Here is a 25,985-nt window from a genome sequence, read left to right as displayed (position 1 = left end):
GGGAGAGTAGGACACCGCCGGACCACACCACCAGGGTCGAGCCCCCGCACACCGTGCGGGGGCTCCCCGCAGTTAACGACCCACACCAGCGCACTACTCCAGCTCCGTTGAATCCGCCTCCGGCCACGGCCTATGGTCGGAGGAGGATCGACCGGCAGCGACGAGGAGGAGCCGTGCGGCGGAGCAGAACCATGGCAGCAGCGATCGGGACCACCGCGCTGGTGCTGACCGGCTGCGGTGGTGGCGGCGGGGATGACGGCGCCGTCGTCGAGGAGTCCTCGGCGGCCGCGGTGGCCGGTTCCCGCGCGGTCCTCCAGGACGCGCAGGGCAACGAGGTCGGCACCGTCGCGTTCTCGGAGGTCTCGGCGGGCACCGAGGTCCGGGCCGAGGTGCAGGGGCTCGAGCCCGGGTTCTACGGACTGCACGTCCACGAGACCGGTCTCTGCGAGCCGGACAGCAGCGCGCCGGGGGACCCCGGCCGCACGGGCGCCTTCCTCTCCGCCGGCGGGCACCTCGGGAAGGACGACGCCGGGCACCCCGGCCACGCGGGGGACCTGACGGCCCTGTATGTGACCGAGGGCGGGCTGGGCTCCCTCACGACCGTCACCGACCGCTTCGGGGTCCAGGACCTCGTGACCGACGACGACGGCAGCGCCGTGATGATCCACTCCGGCCCCGACAACTACGCCAACGTCCCGGAGCGGTACGCCCCGGGCGGCCCCGACCAGGACACGCTCGGCACCGGCGACGCCGGGTCGCGGCTGGCCTGCGGCGTCGTCGAGTGACGTCCGGGGGAGCCTTCCGGGCCCCGCGCACAGGCGGGTGAGACCCGCCTCCGGGGCGGCGCCGTTCGCTACCCTGGGAGCGTTCCTGCCGTACGCCCGAGAGAGGGGTCTCCCACCATGCCCGACGTCAGTGCCGCCACCGCCCGGATCAACGGGGTCACCATGACCTACACCGACCGGGGGGAGGGGCCCGTGCTGCTCCTGCTCCACGGTCACGCCTACGACCGGAGCATGTGGGCCCGCCAGGTCGAGGTGTTCGCCGGCCGGGGCTGGCGTGTGCTCGCCCCCGACCTGCGCGGCTTCGGCGAGTCGGAGATCACCGAGGGGATCGTCTACACGGAGGAGTTCGCCGACGACGTCGCCGGCCTGCTCGACCACCTGGGGATCGACCGCGCGGTCGTCGTCGGGTTCTCCATGTCCGGGCAGATCGCCATGGAGCTCCTCCACCGCCACCCCGCCCGTGTCCGCGCGCTGGTCGTCAACGACACCGTCCCCGAGGCGGAGGACACCGAGGGCCGTCGCCGCCGCCACGTCACCGCGGACGCCATCCTGGCCGGCGGCATGGAGGCCTACGGGCGCAGCGTGCTGGCCAAGATGGTCGCCGAGTTCACGGTGGAGTCCCGCCCCGAGGTGGCCGCCGAGGTTCTCGCGATGCTGCAGAACGCACCCGCGAAGGGCGCCGCCGCGGCGATGCGCGGGCGCGCCGAGCGCCGGGACTTCACGGAGCTGCTCCGCGGCGCCCGGCTTCCCGTGCTGGTGGTGGTGGGCGCGGACGACGCCTTCGACGGCGGAGCCGCCCGGCGGATGGCCGCACTGGCGCCCGGGGCGGAGCTCGTCGTCGTCGACGGGGCCGGGCACACCCCGAACATCGAGCAGCCGGCCGCTTTCGACGACGCCCTGGACGCCTTCCTGCGCGGGCTCGAAACCTGAGCGGGGCCGCTCCGCGGCGTCATCCTCCCGCACCCCGGGCGTCCCGGGCGGCTCCGTCCGCCCAGGACGCCCGGGGTGCTCTGTTCTCCCACAGAGAACCGGTGTCATCTCGAGGGACTGATCAGTATGCTGTCAACATCAGTGCACGACGAGAGGAGTGGACATGACCGAGACGAACAGCAGCAATCCCGAGGACGCCGACCGCGAGGCGGTGGACCAGCTCACGCTCCAGAACCCCGTGACGCGCTACCCCGTCCTGGAGCCCCCGAAGCAGGACCAGCCCGAGCCCGGTCTGGACGTCGAGCTCGAGCCGAGGACCGACCGCGGGGAGTTCTCCTACCGCGGCACCGGCCGCCTGGAGGGGCGCAAGGCCCTGATCACCGGGGCGGACTCGGGCATCGGCGCGGCCGTGGCCATCGCGTTCGCCAAGGAGGGCGCCGACGTGGCCCTCAACTACCTCCCGGACGAGGAGCCCGACGCGCAGGTGGTCCGGTCGATCATCGAGAAGGCCGGCCGCACGGCCGTGCTCCTGCCCGGGGACCTCACCGACAAGGAGTTCTGCGAGAGCCTCGTCGAGGACGCCGTGGAGGGCCTCGGCGGTCTCGACGTCCTCGTCAACAACGCCGGAAAGCAGGTGGCGGTCGAGCGCCTCGAGGACCTGAGCGACGAGCAGCTGACCGATACCTTCACGGTCAACATCCTGGCGATGTTCCGGATCACGAAGGCGGCGCTGCGGCACCTGCCGGAGGGATCGTCCATCATCAACACGACGTCGATCCAGGCCTACCAGCCCTCGCCGGACCTCCTCGACTACGCGTCCACCAAGGCGGCGATCAACAACTTCACCAAGGGCCTCGGCCAGCAGCTGGCGCCCCGCGGCATCCGCGTCAACGCCGTGGCGCCGGGGCCGTTCTGGACCCCCCTTCAGGTCTCGGACGGGCAGCCGAAGGAGGCGCTGCCGGAGTTCGGGCAGTCGACACCCCTCGGCAGGGCCGGCCAGCCCACCGAGCTGGCCCCCGCCTACGTGTTCCTGGCCTCGCCCGAGTCCAGCTACGTCATCGGCGAGACCCTCAACGTCAACGGCGGCAGCCCGTCCCCGTGAGGACCCGCCGCCGCGGGATCGCCGCGCGGAAGGCGCACCGATCCGGCGGAAGGGCTTGGCCCCGCGCGGCCTTCGCCCTAGGCTGGGACCAGCCTGCACCATCAGCGAACTTACGAAAACGTTCCAGAAAGGCGGAATCATGACCACCAACCCCTATGACCCGACCCCCTACGAGGCGGGCTCGAGCCACCCGGCCGAGACCGGCACCTCCAACAAGAAGGATGTCGCCGCGGAGCAGGGCAAGGCCGAGGCGAACCAGCTGAAGAACGAGGCCTCGGACTCCGGCCGGCGCGTCAAGGAGACCGCCAAGGACCAGGCCGTGGCGGTCAAGGAGGAGGCGGCGCACCAGGCGCAGGACCTCTTCGGCCAGCTCCGGAGCGACCTCCGGGAGCAGGTGGGGCCGCAGCAGGACCGCATCGCCTCCACCGTCCGCTCCGTCAGCGACGAGATCAACGCCCTGTCCCGCGGGGAGAAGCCCGAGTCCGACTACGTGACCGGTCTGCTGGGCAGCGTCTCCGGCCGCGTGGAGTCCGTCGCCTCCTCGCTGGAGAACAAGGACGCCCGGGAGCTGCTCGACGACGTCCGCCGGTTCGCGGCCCGCCGTCCCGGCACCTTCCTGGCCGTGGCCGCCGGCATCGGTCTCCTCGCCGGCCGCGCCACCCGCGGCGCCAAGGACAGCGACGAGATCACGACCGACCGCCAGGGCGCCAAGGAGTACTTCGGCGTCTCGGGCGGACAGGGCCAGGGCTCGCAGCCCGGGGCGGGAGTCCCCACGGGCGCCGGCTACGACCAGGGCTACGACCGGAACCTCACCGCGACCGAGACCTCGGGCTACACGCCGGCCGACCCCTACGCCTACCGCTCCGACGAGCAGGGCGAGGCGGCCCGCACCTACACCGACCGCGTGCCCGGCACCGTCTACCCGGAACAGGAGGGCGACCCTCGATGAGCCACCCCATTCCTCCCTCGGACGCCGAGGACAGGGCGGAGCACGAGTCGCTCGGCGAGATGTTCAAGTCGCTGAGCACCAACCTCTCCACCCTCATCCAGCAGGAGATCGCGCTCGCCAAGGCCGAGGCGACGCAGACGGTCCAGGAGGCCAAGCAGTCCGCCACGGACGCGGGCAAGGGCGCCGGCATGCTCGCCGGGGCCGGCGTGGCCGGCCACTTCGTCCTGCTCTTCCTGTCCCTCGCCCTCATGTGGGCGCTGAGCAGTCTCGTGGGGCTGGTCTGGGCCTCGGTGATCGTGGCGGTCGTCTGGGCCGTCATCGCCGGCATCCTGGCCGCCCTCGGCAAGAAGAACCTCAACAAGGGCAAGCGGGAGATGACGGACGCGACGCAGGACCCGCTGCCCCTGACCCGCGAGACCGTCACCGAGATCCCGGAGACCGTGAAGCCCTCCAAGAAGGAGAACCGATGAGCCAGCAGAACCCCGAACAGATCCGGGCCGACATCGAGGCCACCCGCGCCCGACTCGGCTCCGACGTCGACGCCGTCGCCGAGAAGGTGACGCCCGAGCGCGTCGTCGAGCGGCAGAAGGACAAGGTCCGCAGCTCGGTCCAGGACAAGGTGCAAGGAGTGAGGGAGCGCGTCATGGGTTCTTCCGACGACCGGTCCGGCGTGGGCGGCTACTCCGCCGGCGACGTGCGGGACGAGGCGGCACACCGGGCCGAGCAGGCCCGCGGCGCCGTGCAGAACGCCCCGGCCACGGCCAAGGCGAAGACCCGGGGCAACCCTCTGGCCGCGGGCCTGATCGCCCTCGGCGCCGGTTGGCTCGTCGGCTCGCTGCTGCCCTCCACGCAGAAGGAGCAGGAGCTGGTCTCCGACGCGGCGGACCGGGTCCAGCCCCACGCCCAGCACGCGGTCGAGTCCGCGAAGGGCATGGCCCAGGAGGTCGCCCAGGACCTGAAGGAGCCGGCCCAGGAGGCGGCGCAGTCCGTGAAGGAGACCGCGCAGTCCGGGGCCCAGGAGGTCAGGTCCCAGGGCCAGGGCGAGGCCCAGCAGCTGAAGTCCTCCGCCCAGGGCTCGGCGCAGTCCGTCAAGGACGAGACGAAGAACGCCTGACGCCCGGCCGGCCGCGCACGGTGGGCGCCCCGGCACGGCACGGGCCCCGGATCGACGATCCGGGGCCCGTGCCGTGCCCGGCACCGGTCAGCGCGCGCGGGCGACCTGGCTCAGGAGCCCCGGGAAGTAGCCGGAGAGGTAGCCGCGCTCGGTCGGGTGCAGGTTGTGCTCGCTCTCGGGGTCGAAGAGGATCCACGGGTCCGCCGAGCCGACGCCGTGGCCGCGGAAACGGTCGGTGACGTCCACGAACACGGCGCACTCCTGCTCCACGGCCGCCGCGAGAGCGGCGTTGAGCTCGTCCGTCCAGTCGTTGAGCTGGGCGGCCCGCCCGGCGGAGAGCAGCGGGGTGTCCTGCCGGTCGTCGAACAGCTGCGGATAGCCCAGCACCACGACCCGCGCGTCGGACACCGCGCCGACCGCGGCCACGGTCTCGGCCGCGGAGGCCGCGGCGGACGCGATGAGCGTCGGCGCCTGCGCGAGCATGGCATCGCACTCCGCCGGTCCGTGGGCGGCCTCGAACGGGGCGCTGCACACGCGGATGAACGTGCCCCACTCGATGTCGTTGCCGCCCATGGTCAGCGTCACCACGTCGGCCTCCGCGAGGGCGTCGCCCACGGGCCGCTCGTCGAGGAGCCCTCGCACCTCATGCGTCTCGAAACCGGCGCAGGCCGCGTCCAGGGTCACCTCGACGCGCGGGTGCGAGGCCAGTGCGTCGACGTGGTCCCGTCCCGTGCCCTGGAGACAGCCGGGGAGGCCTGCGACCTGCTGGATCCCGCCCGTGCCGAAGGCCGCGGAGTAGGAGTCGCCGAGGTTGACGACCTCGACGGTGCGCGGTGCCGCGGCGGCAGGGGCGGCGGCGGTGCCGGCGAGGGCGAGCGCCGAGGCCAGGGCGGTGACGGCGCGTCGGGCGGAGACGGAGCGCATGGAGGGGACCTTTCGGGAGCGGTGGCGCCTCCCGGGGGCGGCGCCGTGGCGGCGGACGCCGTCGACTCCCCGAATTTACAGTCGGGACGCCCGGGACGGAAGGTCCGGGGCGGCGCCGGCTCCCCAGGCCCCGGCCAGGAGGTCGAGGGAGCGCAGCACCTGGTCCTGGGTGGGGGACGCGGGGGCGATCATGAGCTCGTCGGCGTCCGCCGTGGCCGCGAAGTCCTCCAGGTAGGACCGGACCTCGGGGCCCGTGCCCGCCGTCGACCAGTGCAGCATGTGCAGGATCTGCTGCCCGGCGGGACTGTCCATCACCATGTCCAGCTCGGCGTCGCTCAGCTCGCGGCCGCGGCCCACCATGGCGCGCACCCGTTCGCGGCGGGCGGTCCCCAGCTGCTCCGCGGCGTCCTCGGCGCTGTCCGCGGCGATGACGTTGACGGCCGCGATCACGTACGGCTCCGCGAGCTGCTCGGAGGGCCGGAACCCGGCGCGGTAGGCGGCCACGGCGTCCACCAGGGCGTCGGGGGCGAAGTGGGACGCGAAGGCGTAGGGCAGCCCGTAGGCCGCGGCGAGCTGCGCCCCGAACAGCGACGAGCCCAGGACCGTGAGGGGCACGTCCGTGCCGGCGCCCGGCACGGCGCTGACCCCCGGGACGATCGAGCGGCCGCTGAGATAGCCCTGCAGCTCGCGGACGTCCTGCGGGAACTGCTCGGCGGCAGAGGGGTCGCGGCGCATGGCCCGCACCGTCCGCAGGTCCGTGCCGGGGGCGCGGCCCAGACCCAGGTCGATGCGGCCGGGGTGCAGCTCGGCGAGCGTGCCGAACTGCTCGGCGATCACCAGGGGGGAGTGGTTGGGGAGCATGACCCCGCCCGCGCCCAGGCGGATCGTGGAGGTGTGCGCCGCGACGTGGGCGATCAGCACGGCCGGGGCGGAGGAGGCGATCGTGGGCATGTTGTGGTGCTCGGAGTACCAGACCCTCAGATAGCCCAGCCGCTCGGCGTGCTGGGCGAGCCGCACGGAGTCGGCGAAGCTCTCGCCCACGGACGCGCCCTTGCGGACGGTGGCGAAGTCGATGACGGACAGGGGCAGCGGCACGGCGGACCTTTCCTGGGGGATCGGGAGACCCTCCACGCTACTCCTCCCGGCCGCGGGCCGCCGTGGCGGGCCCCACACCGGTGCCACGCACCGGCGCCCGACACCGGCGCCGTGCGCCGGGCCCGGCCGGGGCGCGCGGCACGGGGGGCGCGGTGTCGGCGGTCACGGCTACGCTCGGCAGCATGACCGAGCCCTCGACCCCGTTCCCGGCGCCCGAGCTGTTCGAGCTCCCGCGGGAGCGCGCCGAGATCGCGCCCGGCGCCGTGCACGTCCCGGGGTGGCTCGGGCCCGAGGAGCAGCGCGAGCTCGTGCTCCGCTGCCGGGAGTGGGCCGCGGGCCCGGCGCCCCTGCGCCACGCGGTGCTGCCGGGAGGCGGCCGGATGTCGGTGCGCTCCACCACGCTGGGCCGGGACTGGGTGCCCTACCGCTATCTGCGCACCGGCGAGCACCGGCGCGCACCGGAGATGCCCCCGTGGCTGGCGGAGCTGGGCCGCCGTGCCCTGCTGGAGGCCTACGGGCCCGGCAGCCCGCACGTGCAGGACTACCGGCCCGACACCGCCCTGGTGAACTTCTACGACGCCGCCGCCCGGATGGGCATGCACCAGGACAAGGACGAGGCGTCCGCCGCGCCGATCGTCTCCCTCTCCCTGGGGGACGCCTGTGTCTTCCGCTTCGGGAACACGCAGACCCGCTCGGCGCCGTACCGGGACGTGGAGCTGCGCAGCGGTGACCTCTTCGTCTTCGGCGGCCCCTCCCGCTACGCGTTCCACGGGGTGCCCCGGATCCGTCCCGGCACCGGGGCGGCGGAGCTGGGCATGAAGGGCGGGCGGCTGAACCTGACCCTCCGGATGACGGGGCTGCCCGGCACGGTCCGCTGAGCGCGTGCCAGACTGGCGGCATGGAGCTCCCCGACCCCGCACTGGCCCACCTGATCGACCCGGCGGCGCCGGACGCCGAGGACGTCGGCGCCTACCGCCTGCTCGCCGCGGACATCGCCTCCGGCGTGGCGGTCGTGGCCGCCCGGCACCGGCGGCGTGACGTCGCCGCGACCGTGACCGGTTTCCTCGACGTCTCCTACGACCCGCCCACCATGCTCGTGAGCCTCTTCGAGGAGGGGCGGATCTGTGACGCCGTGGAGTCCTCCGGCGCGTGGACGCTCTCCGTGCTGCGCCGGGACCAGGAGGGGACCGCCAACTGGCTCGCGAGCCCGGGCAATCCCGTCGAGGGCCTGCTGGACGGCGTGGCCTTCCGGCGCGCGCCGCACTCGGGGGCGCCGGTGCTGGACGGGGCGCTGGCGTGGTTCGAGCTCTCCACCGTGGCCGTGCACACCGCCGCGACGCACCGGATCGTCGTGGGCGAGGTGACCGCGATGGGTCGCGGGGTCGCCGAGGCGCAGGCGGACGACCCGTTGGTGCACTACGCCCGCGGCTACCGCGGTCTGACCCGGTGACCCGGACCCGGGGCACCGTACACGGGAACGGCGTCCGTGCAAGACTGTGACGTCGGGTGTCCCCAGCCCCGTCAGCGGCGGAATCGATTGTCTCCCGCACCGGTTCTGGACTTAGCGTGGGCAGTTGGGGCCGTCCCGGCGGCATCCCCCACGGCTCTCCACGGAAGGACTCTCATGGCGGCCCAGCAGCACGAACGCCGACCCCGCCGAGGGCACGACGACGGCGCGCCCGCCGGCGGCACGCCCGAGCAGGGGGCGGAGGAGCCCCGGCTGAGCGCGGTCCCGCAGCCCGGCGCGCCGGCCGAGCACGCGGCCGCGGAGGTCGCCGACCTCGAGGTCCCGGCCGACCACCTCCAGGACCTCGAGCACGTCGGCGAGGCGTTCAAGGCGGCGTTCGCCCACCACCCGGCGGGGGTCGCGATCATCACCGCGCGCGGGCCCGAGGGGCCGGTGGGCCTGACGGCGTCCTCGGTGTCCTCGGTGTCGGTCCTCCCGCCGATCCTCGGCTTCTCGCTGCAGGCCCGCCAGGGCTCGGCCGCGCTGCTGGCCGAGGCCGACTCCTTCCTGGTGCACCTCCTCGACGCCGAGAACCTGGAGCTCGCCCGGTCCTTCGCGGTCTCCGGGGCCCCGCGCTTCGGGGCCGACATGCCCTGGGAGTACCTGGCGACGGGGGAGCCCCGGCTGCTGAACGTCGCCCGGGTCCTGCGCGCGGTCCCGCTGGCCCGGATCAAGGCCGGGCCCGCCCTCGTGTTCAACGCCGCCGTGGTCGACGTCCTCGGCCACGAGGGCACGGGCGTCCCGCTCGTCTACCACCGCCGCCGGTTCCACGAGCTCAACGACCGCTCCGCCCTGGACCCCGAGGCCTGAGCGGCAGGAGCCGCGCGTCCTGCAGGAATTCCCTCGACCTAGTTGTTGACACATCACCAAGGTGCTCCTAGAGTTGTTGACGAAGCAACCAATTGTTCGTCGCTCACCAAGGAGAACACCATGTCCCAGCTCAACGGTCTCGTCCCCGGTTCCTGGACCTTCGACCCCGCCCACTCCGAGGTCGGCTTCGCCGTCCGCCACGCCGGCATCTCCAAGGTGCGCGGCACCTTCGGCGAGGTCGACGCCCAGCTCGAGGTCACCGACCCGGTCGAGGACTCGACCCTGCGCGCCACCGTCCGGATGGCGTCCATCGACACCAAGAACGCGGACCGCGACGCCCACGTGCGCAGCGCCGACTTCTTCGCGGTCGAGGAGCACCCCACCATGACCTTCACCTCGACCGCCGCGGCGTTCGACGGCGAGGAGGGCACGATCACGGGCGAGCTGACCATCAAGGGCGTGACCCGCACCGTCGAGCTCGCCACCGAGTTCAGCGGTGTGGTCGTCGACGCCTTCGGCGTGACCCGTGCCGGGTTCTCCGCCGAGACCACGATCTCCCGCAAGGACTTCGGCATCACCTGGAACGCCGCGATGGAGGCCGGTGGGGTCCTCGTCTCCGACAAGGTGCTCATCAGCCTCGACGTCGCCTTCACCGCGCCCCAGGACGACCCCGAGCAGACCGTCGAGGGCCAGGAGGCCGTCTCGGCCGAGGCCTGATCCCGCAGGACCGCTCCGTGCGCACGGCCGTGGCCCGCACCCCGGAAGGGGTGCGGGCCACGGCCGTGGACGCGGGAGCGGCTAGCGGAGCTGCTGCACCAGGAACCAGATCACGGGCCCCGCGACCAGCAGCAGCAAGGCCCACCGGCGCAGCCGCACCTCGAACGTCGCGGGGTCGAGCCGCCGCCCGTCCTTGGGCCGGGAGTCGGCGATCTCGTCCTTCAGCGGCCTGGGGGAGGGCTCGTCCGGGTCCCCGGGACCGGTGCCGGCAGGGGACACCGAGGTCACCGCCACTTCGTGGTCATGATCAGGCCCGCCATCATGAGGGCCAGCCCGACCCCGATGTTCCACGTGCCGATCCCGGGCACGGGGTAGGCGCCCTGGAAGAGGTAGTAGAGGATGAGCCACAGCAGCCCCACCACCAGCAGGCCCAGCATGATGGCCTTGTACCAGGTGGGCGTGGGCGCATGGGGCTCCGGGGAGCCGTGCCGGGAGCGCTCGGTGAGCTCCTGCGCGACCGCGTTGGCCGCGGCCTCCGGGTCGAAGGCGGTGGATCCGCCGGGCAGTCCCTCGGCCGCCAGCCGCGCCAGCTCCGTGTCGACGGTCGGGGCGGCCGGCGCGGTCCGTCCGGATCCGCTCGGACGGCGGGCGGGCTTCTTGCGGCGGTTCTTGGACTCGGGCACTGATCCTCCTGATCACCAAGCGGGCCGTCTGCACGGCGGGGGTCCGGTGCCCCAGTCTAGCCGCCCGGTGCGGGCCTCCCCGCGGACGCGTAAGCTGGACGGGCGCACGCGCCGTGAGGCACCCCATTCCCAGGAGACCCTGTGACCGTCAAGATCCTCGTCGTGGACAACTACGACAGCTTCGTCTACACCCTCGTCGGCTACCTCGAGCAGCTCGGCGCCGAGACCACGGTCATCCGCAACGACGACCTCGACGAGGCCGCCGCGTGCGCGCTCGCCGACGAGCACCAGGGCGTCCTCCTCTCGCCCGGGCCGGGCGCCCCTGCCGACGCCGGCGTGTGCACCGCCTTGATCCTCCACGCCGAGCAGACGCAGCAGCCGCTGCTCGGCGTCTGCCTCGGCCACCAGGCCCTCGCGGAGGCGTACGGGGGGACCGTCACCCACGCCGAGGAGCTCATGCACGGGAAGACCTCCCGGGTGGAGCACAACGGCACGAGCGTGTTCGGCGCGGTGCCCAGCCCGTTCACGGCGACCCGCTACCACTCGCTCGCCGTGGTGGACCAGTCCGTGCCCGACGTCCTCGAGGTCACCGCCCGCACCCCGAACGGGGTGATCATGGGGCTGCGGCACAAGAGCGCTCCGCTGCACGGACTGCAGTTCCACCCCGAGTCCGTCCTCACGGAGGGCGGCTACCTCATGCTCGGCAACTGGCTCGAGCTCGTGGGGCTCAAGGGCGCGGCGCGGGCCGCCGCACCGCTGTCGCCGCTGATCTCCGCCTGAGGTCCGCCCGGGCCGGGATCACTCGTCGTCGCGGGCCCTCTCCTCCGCTCGCTCGGCCTCCTCGCGGGCACGCTCGTCCGCCCGCTCGGCCTCCTCGCGCGCGCGTTCGTCCGCCCGCTGCTCGGCCTCGGACCGCGTCTCCTCGTCGCCGGGCGGATCCTGGGCCGGCTCCTCCGTCTCCTGGACGTCCTCCTCGGGTTCCTCCGTCTCCTCGGGGGACGGGGACGGGGTGGGCGAGGAGGTCGGCTCCGGGGCCGGCTCGGGCGCGGGGGCGACCGCCACGGTGAGCGTGATCGTCGAGCCCTGCGGCACGGACCCACCGGCGTCGACGCTCTGGTCGAGGACCTGTCCGGCCGGCACCCCGGCCCGGGGCGCGGTGACGACCTCGGCCGTCAGGCGGGCCGCGTCCGCGCCGAGGACGGCGACGGCCTCCTGCCGGCTCAGGCCCACGACCTGGGGCACGGTCACCTGCCCGGTGGACAGCACGAGCTGCACCTCGGAGCCGGTGCGGACAGTGGTCCCACCGGCCGGGTCGGTGGCGACCAGCATTCCCCGGGGCACCCACGAGCTGTTCACCGAGCGGGTGTCCCCGGCGGGCTCGAGCCCGGCGGACTCCAGCGCCTCCCGGGCGTCCTCCTCGGACCGGCCCACGAGGTCGCCGGGGACCTCCACCTCGGAGGGACCCCTCGAGACGCCGAGGACCACGGTGGTTCCCTCCTCGACCTGGGTGTCGGCGGCGGGGTCGGTGCCGACGACGTCGCCCTCGGGCACCTCGTCGTCGAAGACCTCCTCGCGCTGCGGCACGAGGTCCGCGTTGCGGAGCACCGTCTCGGCCACCGACGCGTCCATCCCCGCGACGTAGGGGACGGCGACGAGGACGGGCCCGCTGCGCTGGTCCTGGACCCACTGGAGGGCCACGACCCCGAGGACGGCGAGGACCGCGAGGACGAGCAGGCCGAGCAGCGCCGCGCGCAGGGGCCGCCGGCGGCGCCGGGCAGGGGTCGAGCCGCTGCCCGGGGGGTCCTCGGCCGCCGGTGCCGAGGCCACGGCCGTGCCCACGGCGGTGGGCGGGGCCGTCACCGCAGCGGCCGGCACCGGAACGGGCGGGAGGGTCTTCGTGTCCTCGTCGCGCCCCTGGACCGCGTGCATCGGCTGGGTGGCGTCCAGGTCCCCCGGCACCGCGGGGCGCAGCTCGCGCAGCGCCCGGCGCATCTGCCCGGCGTCCTGGAAGCGGTCGGCGCGGTCCTTGGCGAGCGCCCTGGCCAGGAAGTCGTCCACGCGCCCGCCGAGCCGCGGGTCCAGCTCGGAGGGCGCGGGGGGACGGTCCCGGACGTGCTGGGCGGCGATGTCCACCGAGGACCCGCCCACGAACGGCGCCCGCCCGGTGAGCATCTCGAAGAGCACGCAGGCGGTGGAGTAGAGGTCGGAGCGGGCGTCCACGGACTCGCCCCGGGCCTGCTCCGGGGACAGGTACTGCGCGGTGCCGAGGACGGCCTGGGCCTGGGTGAGCGCCGGTGAGGTGTCCTCGACGGCCCGGGCGATGCCGAAGTCCATGACCTTGACCTGCCGCTCGGGGGTCACGATCACGTTGGCGGGCTTGATGTCCCGGTGGACGATGCCCGCCCGGTGGCTGTACTCCAGGGCGCCGAGGATGCCGAGCGTGATGTCCACGGCCTCCCGGGGCGTGACGGCGTTGTCGTGGATCAGCTCGCGCAGGGTCCGGCCGGGCACGTACTCCATCACGATGAACGGCCGGTCCACGCCCTCGTCCGTCTCCGCGAGGATCTCGCCCGTGTCGTAGACCGAGACGATCGAGTGGTGGTTCAAGGCGGCCACGGACTGCGCCTCGCGCTTGAACCGCTCGTGGAAGGTGCCGTCCCGGGCGAGCTCCGGGCGCAGCACCTTGATGGCCACCCGCCGCCCCAGCCGCCGGTCGCGTCCGAGGTGCACGGTGGCCATCCCGCCGCGGCCGATGGTCTCGCCCACCTCGTAGCGGTCGTTGATCAGGGGAGGAACGGGGTTCCGGCCCGGCACGGCTCAGCCCTCCTGGCCGGGTCCGGTCGGTGTCGCGGGGGACGCGGGCGATCCGGTGGCGGGGGCGGGGGAGGTGTCCGGCGCCGCGGCGACCCACATCTCGATGGTGTCGCCGGGGCGCACGGTGGACCCGCCCAGGGGCTGGGTGCGCAGCACGGTCCCGGGCTCGGCGTCCTCGGTCGTCTCGTCGTAGCGGATGATGTTCACGCCCAGGAGCCTGATCTCGTCGATCAGCGGGTCGGCGGGCCGGCCGACCATCCCCGAGGGCAGCTCCACGGTGTCCGGGCCCGTCGAGTAGGCCACCGTGATGGTGGTGCTCCGCGCCACCTGCCCCACGGGGTTCAGGGACAGGACGGTGCCCTCCTCCTCGTCCGAGGTCCGGCCCTCCCGCTCCACGGGGAAGCCCAGGTCGGAGAGCTCCTGCACCACCTCGTCCACCGGGCGCCCCTCGTACCGGGCGGCGAGGACCTCCACGGTGTCCGCCGCGCCGGGCGTCGCCGCGGGGGAGGACGGCTCGCCGGGCACCGGCGAGGTGGAGACGGTCCCCGTGGGGGACGGCTCCGGGCCCACGGGCGCCGAATCGCGCAGCAGGAAGAACCACAGCAGCCCCGCCAGGACGAGCAGGGCCAGGAGCACCGGCAGCAGCCAGGCCCAGACCGAGCGGCGGTCCGCGCGCTCCTCGGCCGGGGACGAGCCGTCGCCGCGGCCGTCGTCCCCGGAGCCCCGGGTGTCCTCGACGACGTCCAGCTCGGCGGTGATGGGGCGGGCGGTCCCGGCCGCGGCGGCTCCGGTCGCCGCGGCGGCGGCCGTGCCCCCGCGGTCCAGCAGCCGGGTCGGCTCGTCGGGCACCGGGTCGAACGCCTGGGTGGCGTCGTCGTCGGGCAGGTCGAGGAACGGGCGCATCCCGGGCACGGCCGCGACCGCGGCGTCCTCGTCCCCGCGGCGGATGGCGTCCACGGCGGTGCCCAGCGCGCCGGCCGTGGCCGGGCGGTCCTTGGGGTCCTTCGCCAGCATCGACATCAGCAGCGCCCGGACGGGCTCGGGCACGCTCTCGGCCAGCGGCGGCGGCGGGTCGTTGACCTGTGCCAGGGCGATCGCGATCTGGGACTCCCCGGTGAACGGGCGGCGCCCGGCGAGGCACTCGTAGCCGATGATGCCCAGCGAGTAGATGTCCGAGGACCCCGTGGCGGTCTGGCCCGTGGCCTGCTCGGGCGCGAGGTACTGGGCGGTGCCCATGACCTGCCCCGTGGCCGTGAGCGGCACCTGGTCCGCCAGGCGGGCGATCCCGAAGTCCGTGACCTTCACCCGGTTGTCCGGGGTGATGATGAGGTTGCCGGGCTTCACGTCGCGGTGCACCAGGCCCTGGGCGTGCGCGGCCGCCAGCGCCCGGGCCGTCTGCCCGATGTAGTTGAGCACCGTGTCCGGCGGGAGCGTCTTCTGCCGCTCGATGATGTTGGACAGGGGCTCGCCGGGGACCAGCTCCATCACGAGGAACGCGGAGCCCTCCTCCTCGCCGTAGTCGAAGACGTTGGCGACCCCGGGGTGGTTCAGCAGGGCGGTGTGCCGGGCCTCCGCGCGGAAGCGCTGCAGGAAGTTCGGGTCCCCGTTGTACTCCTCCTTGAGGATCTTCACGGCCACGATGCGGCCCAGGACGCGGTCCTTGGCCTTCCACACCTCTCCCATGCCGCCGATCGCGATCCGGTCGGTCAGTGCGTAGCGCCCGCCCAGGACGGTGCTCGACGATGGTCTCACTTGTTCAACACCGCCTCGAAGAGTTGCTTGGCGCTCGTGGTGGTCAGGGTGGAGCCGGTCGCCACGTCGACGTCCTCGAAGACGACGGCCACGGCGATCTGCGGGTCGTCGGCCGGGGCGAAGCCGGTGAACCAGGAGTCGTTGAGGCCCTCCTCCGAGCCGATCTCGGCGGTGCCCGTCTTGCCGGCCACCTCCACCCCGGGCACGGCCGCGCCCCGGGCGATCCCGTCGTCGACGACCTCGACCATGAGCTCCGTGACGGTCTCGGCGACGTCCGCGCTCGTGGCGCGGCGCACCTGCTCCGGGGTGAACTCGTCGATCACGGACAGGTCGGCGGAGCGCACGGTCTCCACGAGCTGGGGCTTCATCAGCACGCCGTCGTTGGCGATGGCGGCGCTCGTCATGGCCACCTGCAGGGGCGTGGTGCGCACGTCGTACTGGCCGATCGAGGATAGCGCGAGCTGGGCGTCGTTGAGCTCCTCGGGGAAGACCGGCGGGGTCACCTTGAGCGGGACGGAGAGGGCCTCCCCGTAGCCGAAGGCCTGCGCCGTCTGCCGGATCCTGTCCTCCCCGAGGTCGAGGGCGATCTGGGCGAACGGCGTGTTGCAGGACTGCTCGAGCGCGAACTCGAGGTCCGCCTGGGCCCGCGCCGTGCACCCGCCGCCCACGAAGTTGGGCAGGGTCACGTCGGTGCCGGGCAAGGGCAGCTCCTGGGGGTTCGGGATCAGGGTCTCCGTGGTGTAGTCCCCGGACTCGAGGGCGGCCACGGTGTCGATGATCTTGAACGTCGAGGCGGGGGCGTAGAGGTCCCCGGCGACGGCCCGGTTGACGAGGGGCTCCTCGGGATCCGCGTTGAGCCGCTCCGCGGCGGCGATCACGGAGCCCGAGTCGTGCGAGGCCAGCTCGTTGGGGTCGTAGCCGGGGCTCGAGACCATGGCGAGGACCGCCCCCGTCTCCGGGTCGAGCGCCACGACCGAGCCCTTCCGGCCCTCGAGCACCCGGGCGGCGGTCTGCTGCAGCTCCGCGTCGACGGTGAGCTCGACCGACGCGCCCGTGGGCTGGTTCCCGGAGAACATCGAGACCACGCGGTCGTAGAACTGCTCGTCGGAGGCGCCGGAGAGCTCCTCGCCGAGGGCCGCCTCCAGCCCGGTGGCGCCGTAGACCAGGGAGAAGTAGCCCGTCAGGTGCCCGTACGTCAGCGGGTCCGTGTAGACGCGCTGGTACTCGAAGTCGTCCTCCGAGGGCACGGAGGACGCCTTCGGGTCACCGTCCACGAGGATCGCGCCGCGGTCCGCGCCGAACTGGTCGTAGAGGCTGCGGTTGTTCCACGGGTGCGCCTCGAGGGTGCGCGCCGCGAAGAACTGCACGTAGGTGAGCGCGAGGAGCAGCACGGTGAAGATCGCCACGCCGGCCACCCAGGTGTGTCGGATCGCCCGGTTCACGATGCTCCTCCGTTCTCGGTGCTCCGGGACCCTCCGGGGTCCCTGCGGTCCTGGTCGGTGAGGCGGGACATCGCCTCGGTGGGGGTGCCGCCGTGGTGGTCCGCGTCCTCGGCGTCGCGGCGCCCGCCCGGCCCCGCGGCGGCAATCGGCTCGGTGGCGGCGGTGTCGGCGGGCACCGCAGGACGGCGGACGGTGCCGGGCCGGGCGCTGCGCTGCGCGGTGCCGGGGTCCTGCCCGCCGGGCCGGGCTCCGCCGGCCGGCTCCGCGTCCGCCGGCGCGCCGGTCTCCCCGGCCGTGCCGGTCTCCTCCCCGGTCCTCCCGGTCTCCTTGCGGGGGCGGCGGTCCCGGCGGCGCTCGAGGCGCTCGGCGCGCTCCTCGTCGTCCCGCCGGGCGGCCTCCCGGAGGGCGGCCTCGTGGGCGGCGACCTCCGCGAGGTCGGCCTCGGTGGCCGGGCCGGTGACCACGGGCCGGCGGGCCGTGTGGGAGATCGCCAGGACGATCGCCGCGATGATCCAGTTGGACAGCAGCGAGGAGCCGCCCGCGGACATGAACGGGGTGGTGAGCCCGGTCAGGGGGATCAGGCGGGTGACCCCGCCCACCACCACGAACAGCTGCAGCACGATGACCGCGGAGAGCCCCGCCGCCAGCAGCTTGCCGAACGCGTCACGGGTGCCCAGGGCCGCCCGGAAGCCCCGGGTGACGAACAGGAAGAACAGCACGAGCACGGCGCTGAGACCGATCAGCCCCAGCTCCTCGCCGAACGCGGTCATGATCATGTCCGAGTTGGCGTAGGAGACGAGGTCCGGGCGGCCCTGGCCGAGCCCCTGCCCGAAGAGCCCGCCCGAGGAGAGCCCGAAGAGGCCCTGGACGATCTGGCCGGAGCCGCCCGGGGCACGGTTGTACACCTCGGGGTCGAAGGCGTTGAGCCAGGAGTCCAGGCGCGCCGCCACGTGGCCGAAGACCTGGCTCGCGAAGAACCCTCCGACGGCCACGAGCAGCAACCCGATCACGATCCAGCTCAGCCGGCTCGTGGCGAGGTAGATCATGGCCACGAACAGGCCGAAGAACAGGATCGCGGAGCCGAGGTCCCGCTGGAACACCAGCACGCCGATCGCGATGATCCAGGCCGCGAACATCGGGGCCAGGTCCCGGAACCGCGGCAGCCGCACGGGGCCGACCTTCTTGCCGGCCAGCAGGATGAGGTCGCGATTGGTCGAGAGGTAGCCCGCGAAGAAGACGGCCAGGGTGATCTTGGCGACCTCGCCGGGCTGGAAGGTGCGCCCGCCCACGGAGATCCAGATCCGGGCACCGTTGAGCTCCAGGCCGAGACCGGGCAGGAGGGGCAGGAGCAGCAGCAGGCCGCTGAGCAGCAGGCAGATGTAGGTGATCCGCCGCAGCACCCGGTGGTCCTTGAGGAACCAGAGCACCAGGCCGGCGGCCGTCATGGCGACGGCCGTCCAGACCACCTGCGAGCTCGCCGCCGTCTGGTCCGTGGTGAGGTCGATGCGGTGGATCATGGCGATGCCCAGGCCGTTGAGGGCCACCACGATCGGCAGCACGTAGGGGTCCGCGTACTTGGCCCGCAGCCGCAGCACCACGTGCAGGACGAGGGCGCCGATGCCGAGGACCAGCCCGGAGAGGAGGATGTGCGGGTCCCCCGAGCCGAGCTGCTCGGGGTCCACGAGGACGTTCGCGCCCACGCCGATGCCCACGGCGACGACCAGCAGGAGCAGCTCGGTGAGCCGCCGCGGCTTCTGGCGGGGCTCCACGCCCTCCTCGCGGGGGAGGGCCCCGGCGGGGGCGCTCATCCGGCACCGCCGGGGGAGGCGGCGGGCGAGGGCGTGGGCGAGGCGGTCGGCGAGGCGGTGGCCCGCTGGACGGTCCCGGTCGGGCGCGGCTCGGAGCCGGTGGCCTCCTCGGGCACGGACTCGCGCAGCTCGCGCACGATCCGCTCGGCCTCCTCGAGGCTGTCCGCGGGGATGGCGTTGCGCACCCGGTCCTGGGCGAAGCCGGGGAGGTCCTCGACCCGCAGGTCCGTGGCGCGCTCGAGGTCGCTGAGGCTCACGGGCCCGAGCGACTGGGAGACGCCGTTGTAGATCGCCACGTTGCCCTGCTGCTCGCCGACGTAGTACTGGGAGCTGATCCAGCCGCTCGTGAGCCACGCCCCGGCGACCAGCATCAGCCCGGCCGTGGCCAGCGCGAGCACGGCGACGGCGCGCCGGTGGCGGCGCCGGCGCGGGGACGGCACGGTGGCGTCCGCCCGGTGCAGCGCGGACTCGACGTCCTGCGGGTCGGCCAGCGTGTCGGGGGCGGAGGTCCGGAGCAGGGTCGCGCGGCGCTCGAGGACGCTGTCGCTCACGGTGGGGATGCGCCCGGTCTGGGTGGCGTTGGCGGCGGCGCCCACCAGCAGGTGGGGGCGGGCGGCGAGGTCGCGGCGCAGCGCGGCGGCCGAGGACTCGGACGGGCTCCGGTCGGCGCTCGGGCCCGCCGCGTCCGCGGTGATCTCGTCCGAGGTGCGGGCGAAGTCGGGGTCCGGGACCGCGCCGCGCACCTCCCCGGCCTGCGGCACCGGGGCGGTGTCGTCGGTCCGGAAGACCTGGACGACCACCACGGTCACGTTGTCGGGCGCCCCGCGGTCCAGCGTCAGCTCCACGAGCGTGTCCACGATCTGGTTGAGGTCGTCGGTGGAGCTCAGCACGGACTGGATGGTCTCCGGGCGGACCACGGCGTTGAGCCCGTCCGAGCACAGCAGCCACCGCTCGCCGCTCTCGGGGCGGAGGGTCTCCACGTCGATCTCGGGGGAGGCGTCGACGTCCCCGAGCACGCGCATCAGCACGTTCTTGTGCGGATGGGACTCCGCCTCGTCCGGGCGCAGCCGGCCCTCGTCGATGAGCCGCTGGACGAACGTGTGGTCCTTGGTGACCTGCCGGAACTCGTCGCCCCGGAGCCGGTACGCGCGGGAGTCGCCGATGTGGGCCACGACGAGCTCGTCCTGGTCCGCCAGCAGCGCCGTGACGGTGGTGCCCATGCCACCCAGGCGGGCGTTGCCCAGGACCAGCCTGGCGAGGTTCTGGTTGGCGTTCTGGATCTCGTCCGTGAGCACGGTGGCGCCGTCGCCGTGGTGGTCGGGCCGGTCCAGGCTCGTGAGGTCCATGACCGCGGAGGCCGACGCGACGTCACCGCCCACGTGCCCGCCCATGCCGTCGGCGACCACGGCGAGGTGCCGGCCCGCGTAGGCGGAGTCGTCGTTCTTGGAACGGACCCGGCCCACGTCCGAGCGCGCGGCGTAGCGGAAGGCGATCGCCATGCGTCAGGACCTCAGTTCCAGGACGGTCTTGCCCACCCGGAACGGGGTCCCGGGGTCGAGCGGCACGGCCCGGGAGAGGCGCTGCTGCCCGACGAAGGTGCCGTTGGTGGAGCCGAGGTCCTCGAGGAACCAGCGGGAGCCCTGCGGGAACAGCCGGGCGTGGCGCCCCGAGGCGTAGTCGTCGCCGAGCGGCACGGTGGCCTCGGGGGAGCGGCCCAGGAGCACGGGGGCGTTGCCCAGGGGGTAGCTGCGACCGCGGAGGGGGCCGTCGACGACGACGAGGGTCTGGGGGCGGGAGCGCTGCCCGCCGGCGGGGCCGGCGGTGGGCGGGGCCGGTTCCGCGGCGGTCTCCCGGCGGCCCCCGCGGGAGCGCGTGAGCGCCGCGGGGAGCTTCCCCCCGACCGCCAGGTCACGCCCCTGGCTGGCGACGATGCTGAAGATGAAGATCCAGAGGAGGGCCAGGAACCCGAAGCGGAGCAGGGTGACGGTCAGTTCGGACATTCAGCGGTTCCCCTTCGGGGTCAGGAGGCGGAACGTGATCCTGGTCCGACCCATGGTGATCACGGAACCGTTGACCAGCTCGGTGCGGCCGATCACCCGCTCCCCGTCCACGTAGGAACCGTTGGTCGAGCCGAGGTCCACGGCCACGAAGTGCTCGCCCTGCCGCCGGATCTCGAGGTGCTTGCGGGACACCCCGGTGTCCTCCACGGTGATGTCCGCCTCGGCGGAGCGGCCCAGCACGATCGAGTCCGCGTTGATGGAGAACCGCGCGCCCTCGACGTCGAGCACCGGGATCCAGTGCTGCACGGGCACGGCCCGCGTCGGCTCGTCCTCCTCCTGCCGGTGGCCGCGGGCGATGCGCTGCCCGCTCGGGGTGGAGGGGGTGTTGGGCGACTCCGCGGTGCGCTGCGCCGAGGAGTGGACGCGGAACTCGCCCGCCTCCACCTCCGGGTTGCGCGTGAAGGAGACCTTCACCGCCCCCTGGAGGGTGTAGGCCTGGCTGCGGGCGTGCTTGATGACCACGTCGCACAGCTCCTCCGCGAGCGGCGTGCCCCAGTCCTGGGCGCGGGGGAAGTCCTCGTCGGAGAACTCCACGACGAAGACGTTGGGGGCCATGGTGCGGCCGGCGGAGATCGTGAACGCCTCGTGGTCGAGCTCCCGCCGCAGGGCGCTGGCGATCTCGACCGCCTCCACCCGCTTCCGGGAGCCGGTGGAGAAGGCGGTGCGGACGGCCTTCTCGATGTTCTTCTCGAGGCTCTCGAGGAATCCCATGCCGCCTCCTTCCTGGCGTCGATCGCGGTGCGCATGCCCCCGGTCCCGGGTCAGGCGTTCTCCAGGATAGTAGACGGGACGCCTGTGAGCCCGGTGGGGGGTGCGCACCGGGCGGGTCCGTGCCCGGTCACGTCCTTGCCAGCGGGCCCGCCGGGGAGAACAATCCAGATCATGAAGCACACTGACAGAAGGCCCCTGTCCCTGGCCGCGCTGGCCCTCGCCGCCCTGCTCCTCGCGGGCTGCGGCGGCGACGAGGGCGGCGGTGGCGCCGGGGAGGGCGGCACCACCGCCCCGGCCGAGACCGGTGCCCCGGCGCAGGACACCGCCACCCCGGACGACAGCGCGAGCCCGGACGACAGCGCGAGCCCGGGGGAGGACGCCACCGGCGGCAGCGCCTCGCCGTCCGGCAGCGCCTCGCCCTCGGGCAGCCCCGGCGCGGACACCACGGCCGGCGGCGAGGCGGCCGTGGTGGCCTCGGCCGTGGCCGCCGCGGAGGACGCGGTGGGCGGGGACGCCCAGGCGTTCGAGATCGGGCGGGAGGACAGCCCGGCCAGCTGGCAGGTCGCCGTCGCCGCCGGCGACCGCGAGCACGAGCTGTACGTCTCGGAGGACGGCGAGGACGTGATCAGCCAGGAGGAGGAGGGAAGCCTCGACAGCGACGACCGCGAGAAGCTCGCCCGGGTCCAGGTGCCCCTCGAGGACGGGCTGAGCACGGCGCTGGACACGGTCAACGGCACGCTCGACGAGGCGCAGCTCGAGACGGAGGACGGCACGACCGTGTGGGAGGTCGAGCTCGACGAGCCGGACGGCAACTCGGTGGACGTTTTCGTCGACGTCACGAACGGCTCCGTGCTGAAGATCGACCGCTGACCCGGTGGCCGCCGATCCCGTGGCCGCCGACCCCGGCCGCACGGAGCGCCGGCGACTGCTGCTGACCTTCCTGGGCCTGCTCATGGCGGTGCTGCTGGCCGCACTCGACCAGACGATCGTGGCCACCGCACTGCCCTCGATCGTCGGGGACCTCGACGGGCTCGACCGGATCTCCTGGGTGGTCACGGCGTACGTGCTCGCCGCCACGGTGGGCCTGCCGGTCTACGGGAAGCTGGGCGACCTCTACGGGCGCAAGCGGATCTTCCTCGTGGCCGTCGTCGTCTTCCTGCTGGGCTCGGTGCTCTCGGGCGCCGCCCAGGACATGACGCAGCTCATCGCCTTCCGCGCCCTGCAGGGCCTCGGCGGCGGCGGCCTGCTGATCGGGGCGCAGGCGATCATCGCGGACCTCGTCTCCCCCCGCGAGCGCGGCAAGTACATGGGCGTGATCGGGGCGGCCTTCGGTCTGGCCTCGGTGAGCGGACCGCTGATCGGAGGGTTCCTCACGGACCTGGTCAGCTGGCGGTGGGTGTTCTACATCAACCTGCCGCTGGGGCTGGTGACGCTGCTGTTCATCCCGCGCTTCCTGCACCTGCCGCACGTCCCCCGGGGGCCGGTGCGGCTCGACCTGCTCGGCACGGCGCTGCTCGCGCTGGGCAGCACGGCCCTCGTGCTCCTCACCACGTGGGCCGGCACGGCGTACGCGTGGTCGAGCCCGCGGATCCTCGGCCTCGCCGGAGCGGCCCTGGCGCTCGGCGTGCTGTTCGTGCTGGTCGAGCGCCGCGCCCCGGAGCCGATCATCCCCCTGCACCTGTTCCGCGTGCGCAACTTCGTGGTGCCCACCGCGGCGGCCGTCGGCATGGGCGTGATCATGTTCGCGACCATCACCTACCTGCCCACCTACCTGCAGATGGTCGACGGCGCGTCGGCGACCCGGGCGGGCCTGATGATGATCCCCGTGACGGCCGGGATGCTCGTCGGCACGATCGGCACCGGGCGCCGCATCGCGCGGACGGGGCGCTACAAGCACTGGCCCGTGCTGGGCTCCGTCGTGATGGCCGCCGGGCTCCTCCTGCTCTCACTGGTCGACGAGACCACCCCGTACGCCCTGACCGCCGCGGGAATGGCCGTCACCGGCCTGGGCATCGGCTGCCTCATGCAGAACCTCGTGCTGATCGTGCAGAACGCGGTGCCGCCCGCGGAGGTGGGGGCCGCGACGTCGTCGTCGAACTTCTTCCGCCAGATCGGCGCGTCCTTCGGGATCGCCGTGTTCGGCTCGGTCTTCGTGGCCCGGCTCGACGGCGCGCTCGCGGGCCGCGGCCTGCCCTCCCTCGACGTCAACGCGCTGAGCCCGCAGGTGCTGGCGTCCCTGCCCGCCCCGGTGCAGGAGGCCGTCGCGCAGTCCTTCGCCGACTCGCTGCCCCCGATCTTCCTGTGGGGCCTGCCCGTCGCGGCGGGGTGCCTCGTGCTGTCCCTGCTCATCGACGAGATCCCGCTGGGCACGACCGTCGGCGACCCGCGGGCGCAGGCCCCGGGTCCGCCCGCGGAGTACGCCGGGACCGAACGGGGCGGGGCCGGTCGCTAGGCTGGTGCCGGAACCGCCCTCGGATGCTTCAGGAGCAGCTCATGACCGACCCGCGCCCGTTCACCACCGCCGACCTCTACGACGAGCGCGGGGAGCAGCTGATGTCCTGCCCGCGCCAGTTCCTCGACCTGGGCGGGAGGGCCGCGTTCAGCGGGCCGGTGCGCACGGTCCGCTGCTTCCAGGACAACGGCCTGGTGAAGGCCGTGCTCAACTCGCCGGGCGAGGGCGCGGTCCTCGTGGTGGACGGCCACGGCTCCATGGGGACCGCGCTCATGGGGGACATGATCGCGGAGTCCGCGGTGCGCAACGGGTGGGCCGGGGTCATCGTCAACGGCCCCGTCCGGGACCGGGTGGCCCTGGCCGGGCTGCCCCTCGGGGTCAAGGCCCTGGGCTCCAACCCGCGCAAGTCCGCCAAGGACGGCGTCGGGGAGCAGGACGTGCCGGTCGTCATCGAGGGCGTCACGTTCCGCCCGGGCCGGACGGTGTGGGCCGACGAGGACGGGATCCTCGTCGAGGGCTGAGCGGGGTCCGGGGCGGGCCCGCCCGGCCGGGACCGTTCAGGCCGGGCCGTGCGTGCGCAGGCCGCCGCGGTAGGTCGCGCGGACCCCGATGTGCTCCACCGACCCGCCCCGCCGGTGCACCTCGAGGGGGTTCTCCTCCAGCACCACCAGGTCCGCGAGCTTGCCGGGGGCGAGCGAGCCGATCCGGTCGAACATCCCGAGGGCCTTCGCCGCCTCGGACGTGTAGGCGGCGAGGGCCTCCAGCACGTCGAGCCGCTCCCCGGCGGGGCCGAACCGCCGCCCGTCGCCGTCGAGGCGGTCGGTCCAGGCCTGGACCGAGCGCAGCACGTCGCCGTCGGCGACCGGGCGGTCGGAGCTGCCGGCGATCCGCACACCGGCGTCCAGGAAGCTGCGGCCCCGGTAGGTCCAGTCCGTGCGCTCGGCGCCCAGCAGCCGGCGGAACTGGGTGGCCATGGGGCGCAGGAAGCCGATCTGCGGGGTCACCACGATCCCCGCGGCCGCGAGCCGCGGCAGCTGGTCGGGCCGGGTGATGCTCGCGTGCTCGATCCGGTTGGGCACCGGCCGGCGCCCGTGCTCGTCCTGGCACCGGGTGATCACGTCGATCGCGAAGTCGATCGCCCGGTCCCCGATCGCGTGGGCGGCCACCGACCAGCCCGCGCGGTACGCGGCGTGGATCGCCTCGGCCATCTGCTCCGGGTTCTCCTGGAAGTAGCCGGTGGAGTGGCCGCCGCAGAAGGCCTCGGTCACCGCGGCGGTCTCCCCGAGCAGCGAGCCGTCCACGAACACCTTGACCGGCCCGAGCCGCAGCTCGTCGTCGCCGAAGCCGGTGCGCAGACCGAGGTCGAGCCCGCGCACGGAGCCGTCCCCGAGCCCGCCGATGTCGTGCAGGACGTCCAGCACCGGCATCACCTGGGCCCGCGCGTGCAGGGCGCCGGCGTCCCTGGCCTGCTGGTAGGCCAGCAGCTCGGAGGGGTTGTGCCCGATCCACCCCGCGCCGACCCCGGCCTCCGCGAACGTGGTGATCCCCTCGGCGGCGTAGCGGGCCGTGGCGCGGTCGAGCGCCGCCACGATCCGGTCCACCGGATGGGGACGGAACAGCTCCTGCACCACCGCCTGGGCGGTCTCCTCGACCAGGCCCGTGGCGCGTCCGGTGCCGTCCCGCACCACCCGCCCGCCCACCGGGTCCGGGGTGCCCGGGGTGAGGATCCCCGCCCGGCGCAGCGCCTCGGAGTTCACCACCGCCGCGTGGCCGGACGTGTGCCGCACGAACAGCGGGGTGCGGCCGGTGATGCGGTCCAGGACGTCGATGTCGGGCAGCGACCCGCCCACGGTGGCCGGGTAGAAGCCGGTGGCCATGAGCCACTCCTCGTCCTGCGGCTTCGCGGCCATGCCGCGCTCCAGGGCCCCGTAGAGCTCGTCCAGGGAGGTGCAGCCGGAGAGGTCCACCTCGGCCAGGCCGAGCCCGAACCACGTGGTGTGGCAGTGCGCGTCCACGAACCCGGGCAGCACGGTGGCCCCGCCGAGGTCCACGGTCTCGGCCGCCGGCACGTCCGGGTCGTCGAGGACCACGATCCGCCCGCCGTGCACGCCGAGGCTCGACGCCGTCGGGCGGCCCGGCTCCATGGTCAGGACCGTGGCGTTGACGAGCTGGAGGTCGAGCTGCATGGAAATCCTTTCCTCGGGGCTGCCCCCATCGTGGCACCCGGTCCGGCGCCCGAGGGGACTCCGGGCGGGCGGCGGGACGCTCCTATCGTCCGTCAAGCCGGGTTGGGTTGGTGCTCCAGCAGCCGGTAGAGATCTCGGGCGATG

At 73.8% G+C, this 25,985-nt stretch carries 26 protein-coding genes; 14 read left to right on the top strand and 12 right to left on the bottom strand.

Annotated elements, in window-relative coordinates; all coding sequences use genetic code 11:
- The first annotated feature begins 191 nt into the window (after positions 1–191).
- From RCG67_RS16540 to RCG67_RS16515, 6 genes are all read left to right on the top strand, one after another.
- Positions 192–785, top strand: coding sequence for a superoxide dismutase family protein (locus RCG67_RS16540; protein WP_368827862.1), 594 nt, complete (start codon positions 192–194; stop codon positions 783–785).
- Positions 786–902: 117 nt separating this feature from the next.
- A complete protein-coding gene (locus RCG67_RS16535) occupies positions 903–1,715 on the top strand; it encodes an alpha/beta fold hydrolase (protein ID WP_368827861.1) in 813 nt (270 codons plus the stop codon).
- Positions 1,716–1,878: 163 nt separating this feature from the next.
- On the top strand, positions 1,879–2,817 hold the full coding sequence (locus tag RCG67_RS16530) for an SDR family oxidoreductase (protein WP_368827860.1): 939 nt from the start codon (positions 1,879–1,881) through the stop codon (positions 2,815–2,817).
- 139 nt (positions 2,818–2,956) lie between these two features.
- Positions 2,957–3,766: a hypothetical protein gene (locus tag RCG67_RS16525; protein WP_368827859.1), complete on the top strand. Its 810-nt coding sequence runs from the start codon at positions 2,957–2,959 to the stop codon at positions 3,764–3,766.
- Positions 3,763–4,236: a phage holin family protein gene (locus RCG67_RS16520; protein WP_058874035.1), complete on the top strand. Its 474-nt coding sequence runs from the start codon at positions 3,763–3,765 to the stop codon at positions 4,234–4,236. Before RCG67_RS16525 ends, RCG67_RS16520 begins: the two co-directional genes overlap by 4 nt.
- Positions 4,233–4,880, top strand: a complete 648-nt coding sequence (locus tag RCG67_RS16515) for a DUF3618 domain-containing protein (RefSeq protein WP_368827857.1) — start codon at positions 4,233–4,235, stop codon at positions 4,878–4,880. The genes RCG67_RS16520 and RCG67_RS16515 overlap by 4 nt, the downstream gene beginning before the upstream one ends.
- An 87-nt stretch (positions 4,881–4,967) precedes the next feature.
- Here the strand turns inward: RCG67_RS16515 and RCG67_RS16510 are convergent, their stop codons facing one another.
- Together RCG67_RS16510 and RCG67_RS16505 are read right to left on the bottom strand one after the other, a co-directional pair.
- Complete coding sequence (locus RCG67_RS16510) at positions 4,968–5,804, bottom strand: GDSL-type esterase/lipase family protein (protein WP_368827855.1); 837 nt, start codon at positions 5,802–5,804, stop codon at positions 4,968–4,970.
- 75 nt (positions 5,805–5,879) lie between these two features.
- A complete protein-coding gene (locus RCG67_RS16505; protein ID WP_368827864.1) occupies positions 5,880–6,899 on the bottom strand; it encodes an LLM class flavin-dependent oxidoreductase in 1,020 nt (339 codons plus the stop codon).
- A 182-nt stretch (positions 6,900–7,081) separates the two neighbouring features.
- Here RCG67_RS16505 and RCG67_RS16500 point away from each other — a divergent pair, with 182 nt between their 5' ends.
- The 4 genes from RCG67_RS16500 to RCG67_RS16485 all read left to right on the top strand — a co-directional run bounded on the left by RCG67_RS16500 (position 7,082) and on the right by RCG67_RS16485 (position 9,933).
- Positions 7,082–7,777: an alpha-ketoglutarate-dependent dioxygenase AlkB family protein gene (locus tag RCG67_RS16500; protein WP_368827854.1), complete on the top strand. Its 696-nt coding sequence runs from the start codon at positions 7,082–7,084 to the stop codon at positions 7,775–7,777.
- Positions 7,778–7,797: 20 nt separating this feature from the next.
- Positions 7,798–8,349: a flavin reductase family protein gene (locus RCG67_RS16495; protein WP_368827852.1), complete on the top strand. Its 552-nt coding sequence runs from the start codon at positions 7,798–7,800 to the stop codon at positions 8,347–8,349.
- A gap of 174 nt (positions 8,350–8,523) precedes the next feature.
- The gene (locus RCG67_RS16490; protein WP_368827851.1) at positions 8,524–9,216 is read left to right on the top strand and encodes a flavin reductase family protein; all 693 of its coding nucleotides are present in this window, start codon (positions 8,524–8,526) and stop codon (positions 9,214–9,216) included.
- A gap of 120 nt (positions 9,217–9,336) precedes the next feature.
- A complete protein-coding gene (locus RCG67_RS16485) occupies positions 9,337–9,933 on the top strand; it encodes a YceI family protein (protein WP_368827849.1) in 597 nt (198 codons plus the stop codon).
- An 81-nt stretch (positions 9,934–10,014) separates the two neighbouring features.
- Here the strand turns inward: RCG67_RS16485 and RCG67_RS16480 are convergent, their stop codons facing one another.
- Positions 10,015–10,221: a hypothetical protein gene (locus tag RCG67_RS16480; RefSeq protein ID WP_368827848.1), complete on the bottom strand. Its 207-nt coding sequence runs from the start codon at positions 10,219–10,221 to the stop codon at positions 10,015–10,017.
- Positions 10,218–10,616, bottom strand: coding sequence for a cell division protein CrgA (locus RCG67_RS16475; protein ID WP_368827846.1), 399 nt, complete (start codon positions 10,614–10,616; stop codon positions 10,218–10,220). The genes RCG67_RS16480 and RCG67_RS16475 overlap by 4 nt, the downstream gene beginning before the upstream one ends.
- 141 nt (positions 10,617–10,757) lie before the next feature.
- Between RCG67_RS16475 and RCG67_RS16470 the strand changes: the two genes are divergently transcribed.
- Positions 10,758–11,396: an anthranilate synthase component II gene (locus tag RCG67_RS16470; RefSeq protein ID WP_368827844.1), complete on the top strand. Its 639-nt coding sequence runs from the start codon at positions 10,758–10,760 to the stop codon at positions 11,394–11,396.
- A gap of 18 nt (positions 11,397–11,414) precedes the next feature.
- Here RCG67_RS16470 and pknB read toward each other — a convergent pair whose 3' ends face one another.
- Genes pknB through RCG67_RS16435 form a run of 7 tightly spaced genes read right to left on the bottom strand, consistent with a single transcriptional unit; the run spans position 11,415 to position 21,203 of the window.
- A complete protein-coding gene (pknB, locus tag RCG67_RS16465) occupies positions 11,415–13,430 on the bottom strand; it encodes a Stk1 family PASTA domain-containing Ser/Thr kinase (protein WP_368827843.1) in 2,016 nt (671 codons plus the stop codon).
- A gap of 3 nt (positions 13,431–13,433) precedes the next feature.
- Complete coding sequence (locus tag RCG67_RS16460; RefSeq protein WP_368827842.1) at positions 13,434–15,182, bottom strand: protein kinase domain-containing protein; 1,749 nt, start codon at positions 15,180–15,182, stop codon at positions 13,434–13,436.
- Entirely contained in the window at positions 15,179–16,624 is a 1,446-nt protein-coding gene (locus tag RCG67_RS16455) for a peptidoglycan D,D-transpeptidase FtsI family protein (RefSeq protein ID WP_368827841.1), read from the bottom strand. Before RCG67_RS16455 ends, RCG67_RS16460 begins: the two co-directional genes overlap by 4 nt.
- Positions 16,621–18,432 carry an FtsW/RodA/SpoVE family cell cycle protein gene (locus tag RCG67_RS16450; protein WP_368827839.1) on the bottom strand — a complete coding sequence of 604 codons (1,812 nt, stop codon included), beginning with the start codon at positions 18,430–18,432 and terminating at the stop codon, positions 16,621–16,623. The genes RCG67_RS16455 and RCG67_RS16450 overlap by 4 nt, the downstream gene beginning before the upstream one ends.
- Positions 18,429–19,931, bottom strand: a complete 1,503-nt coding sequence (locus RCG67_RS16445) for a PP2C family protein-serine/threonine phosphatase (RefSeq protein ID WP_368827837.1) — start codon at positions 19,929–19,931, stop codon at positions 18,429–18,431. The genes RCG67_RS16450 and RCG67_RS16445 overlap by 4 nt, the downstream gene beginning before the upstream one ends.
- A gap of 3 nt (positions 19,932–19,934) precedes the next feature.
- Positions 19,935–20,432, bottom strand: a complete 498-nt coding sequence (locus RCG67_RS16440) for an FHA domain-containing protein FhaB/FipA (protein WP_368827835.1) — start codon at positions 20,430–20,432, stop codon at positions 19,935–19,937.
- Positions 20,433–21,203 carry an FHA domain-containing protein gene (locus RCG67_RS16435; protein ID WP_368827833.1) on the bottom strand — a complete coding sequence of 257 codons (771 nt, stop codon included), beginning with the start codon at positions 21,201–21,203 and terminating at the stop codon, positions 20,433–20,435. It abuts the gene before it with no gap.
- A gap of 171 nt (positions 21,204–21,374) precedes the next feature.
- On the opposite strand from RCG67_RS16435, the gene RCG67_RS16430 reads away from it, so the two are divergent.
- Genes RCG67_RS16430 through rraA form a run of 3 tightly spaced genes read left to right on the top strand, consistent with a single transcriptional unit; the run spans position 21,375 to position 24,176 of the window.
- A complete protein-coding gene (locus RCG67_RS16430) occupies positions 21,375–22,073 on the top strand; it encodes a PepSY domain-containing protein (RefSeq protein WP_368827832.1) in 699 nt (232 codons plus the stop codon).
- 4 nt (positions 22,074–22,077) lie between these two features.
- On the top strand, positions 22,078–23,655 hold the full coding sequence (locus tag RCG67_RS16425) for an MDR family MFS transporter (RefSeq protein ID WP_368827831.1): 1,578 nt from the start codon (positions 22,078–22,080) through the stop codon (positions 23,653–23,655).
- Positions 23,656–23,696: 41 nt separating this feature from the next.
- Positions 23,697–24,176 (top strand): ribonuclease E activity regulator RraA, encoded by a 480-nt coding sequence (rraA, locus tag RCG67_RS16420; protein WP_368827829.1) that lies wholly within the window; start codon positions 23,697–23,699, stop codon positions 24,174–24,176.
- 36 nt (positions 24,177–24,212) lie between these two features.
- Here rraA and RCG67_RS16415 read toward each other — a convergent pair whose 3' ends face one another.
- Positions 24,213–25,841: an amidohydrolase gene (locus tag RCG67_RS16415; protein ID WP_368827827.1), complete on the bottom strand. Its 1,629-nt coding sequence runs from the start codon at positions 25,839–25,841 to the stop codon at positions 24,213–24,215.
- Between the last annotated feature and the right edge of the window lie 144 nt (positions 25,842–25,985).

This window comes from Kocuria cellulosilytica (assembly GCF_040981245.1).
Classification (GTDB): Bacteria; Actinomycetota; Actinomycetes; order Actinomycetales; family Micrococcaceae; genus Kocuria; species Kocuria cellulosilytica.
Note: the sequence above shows the minus strand (reverse complement) of the source record. Positions and strands in the feature narration are given on the sequence as shown.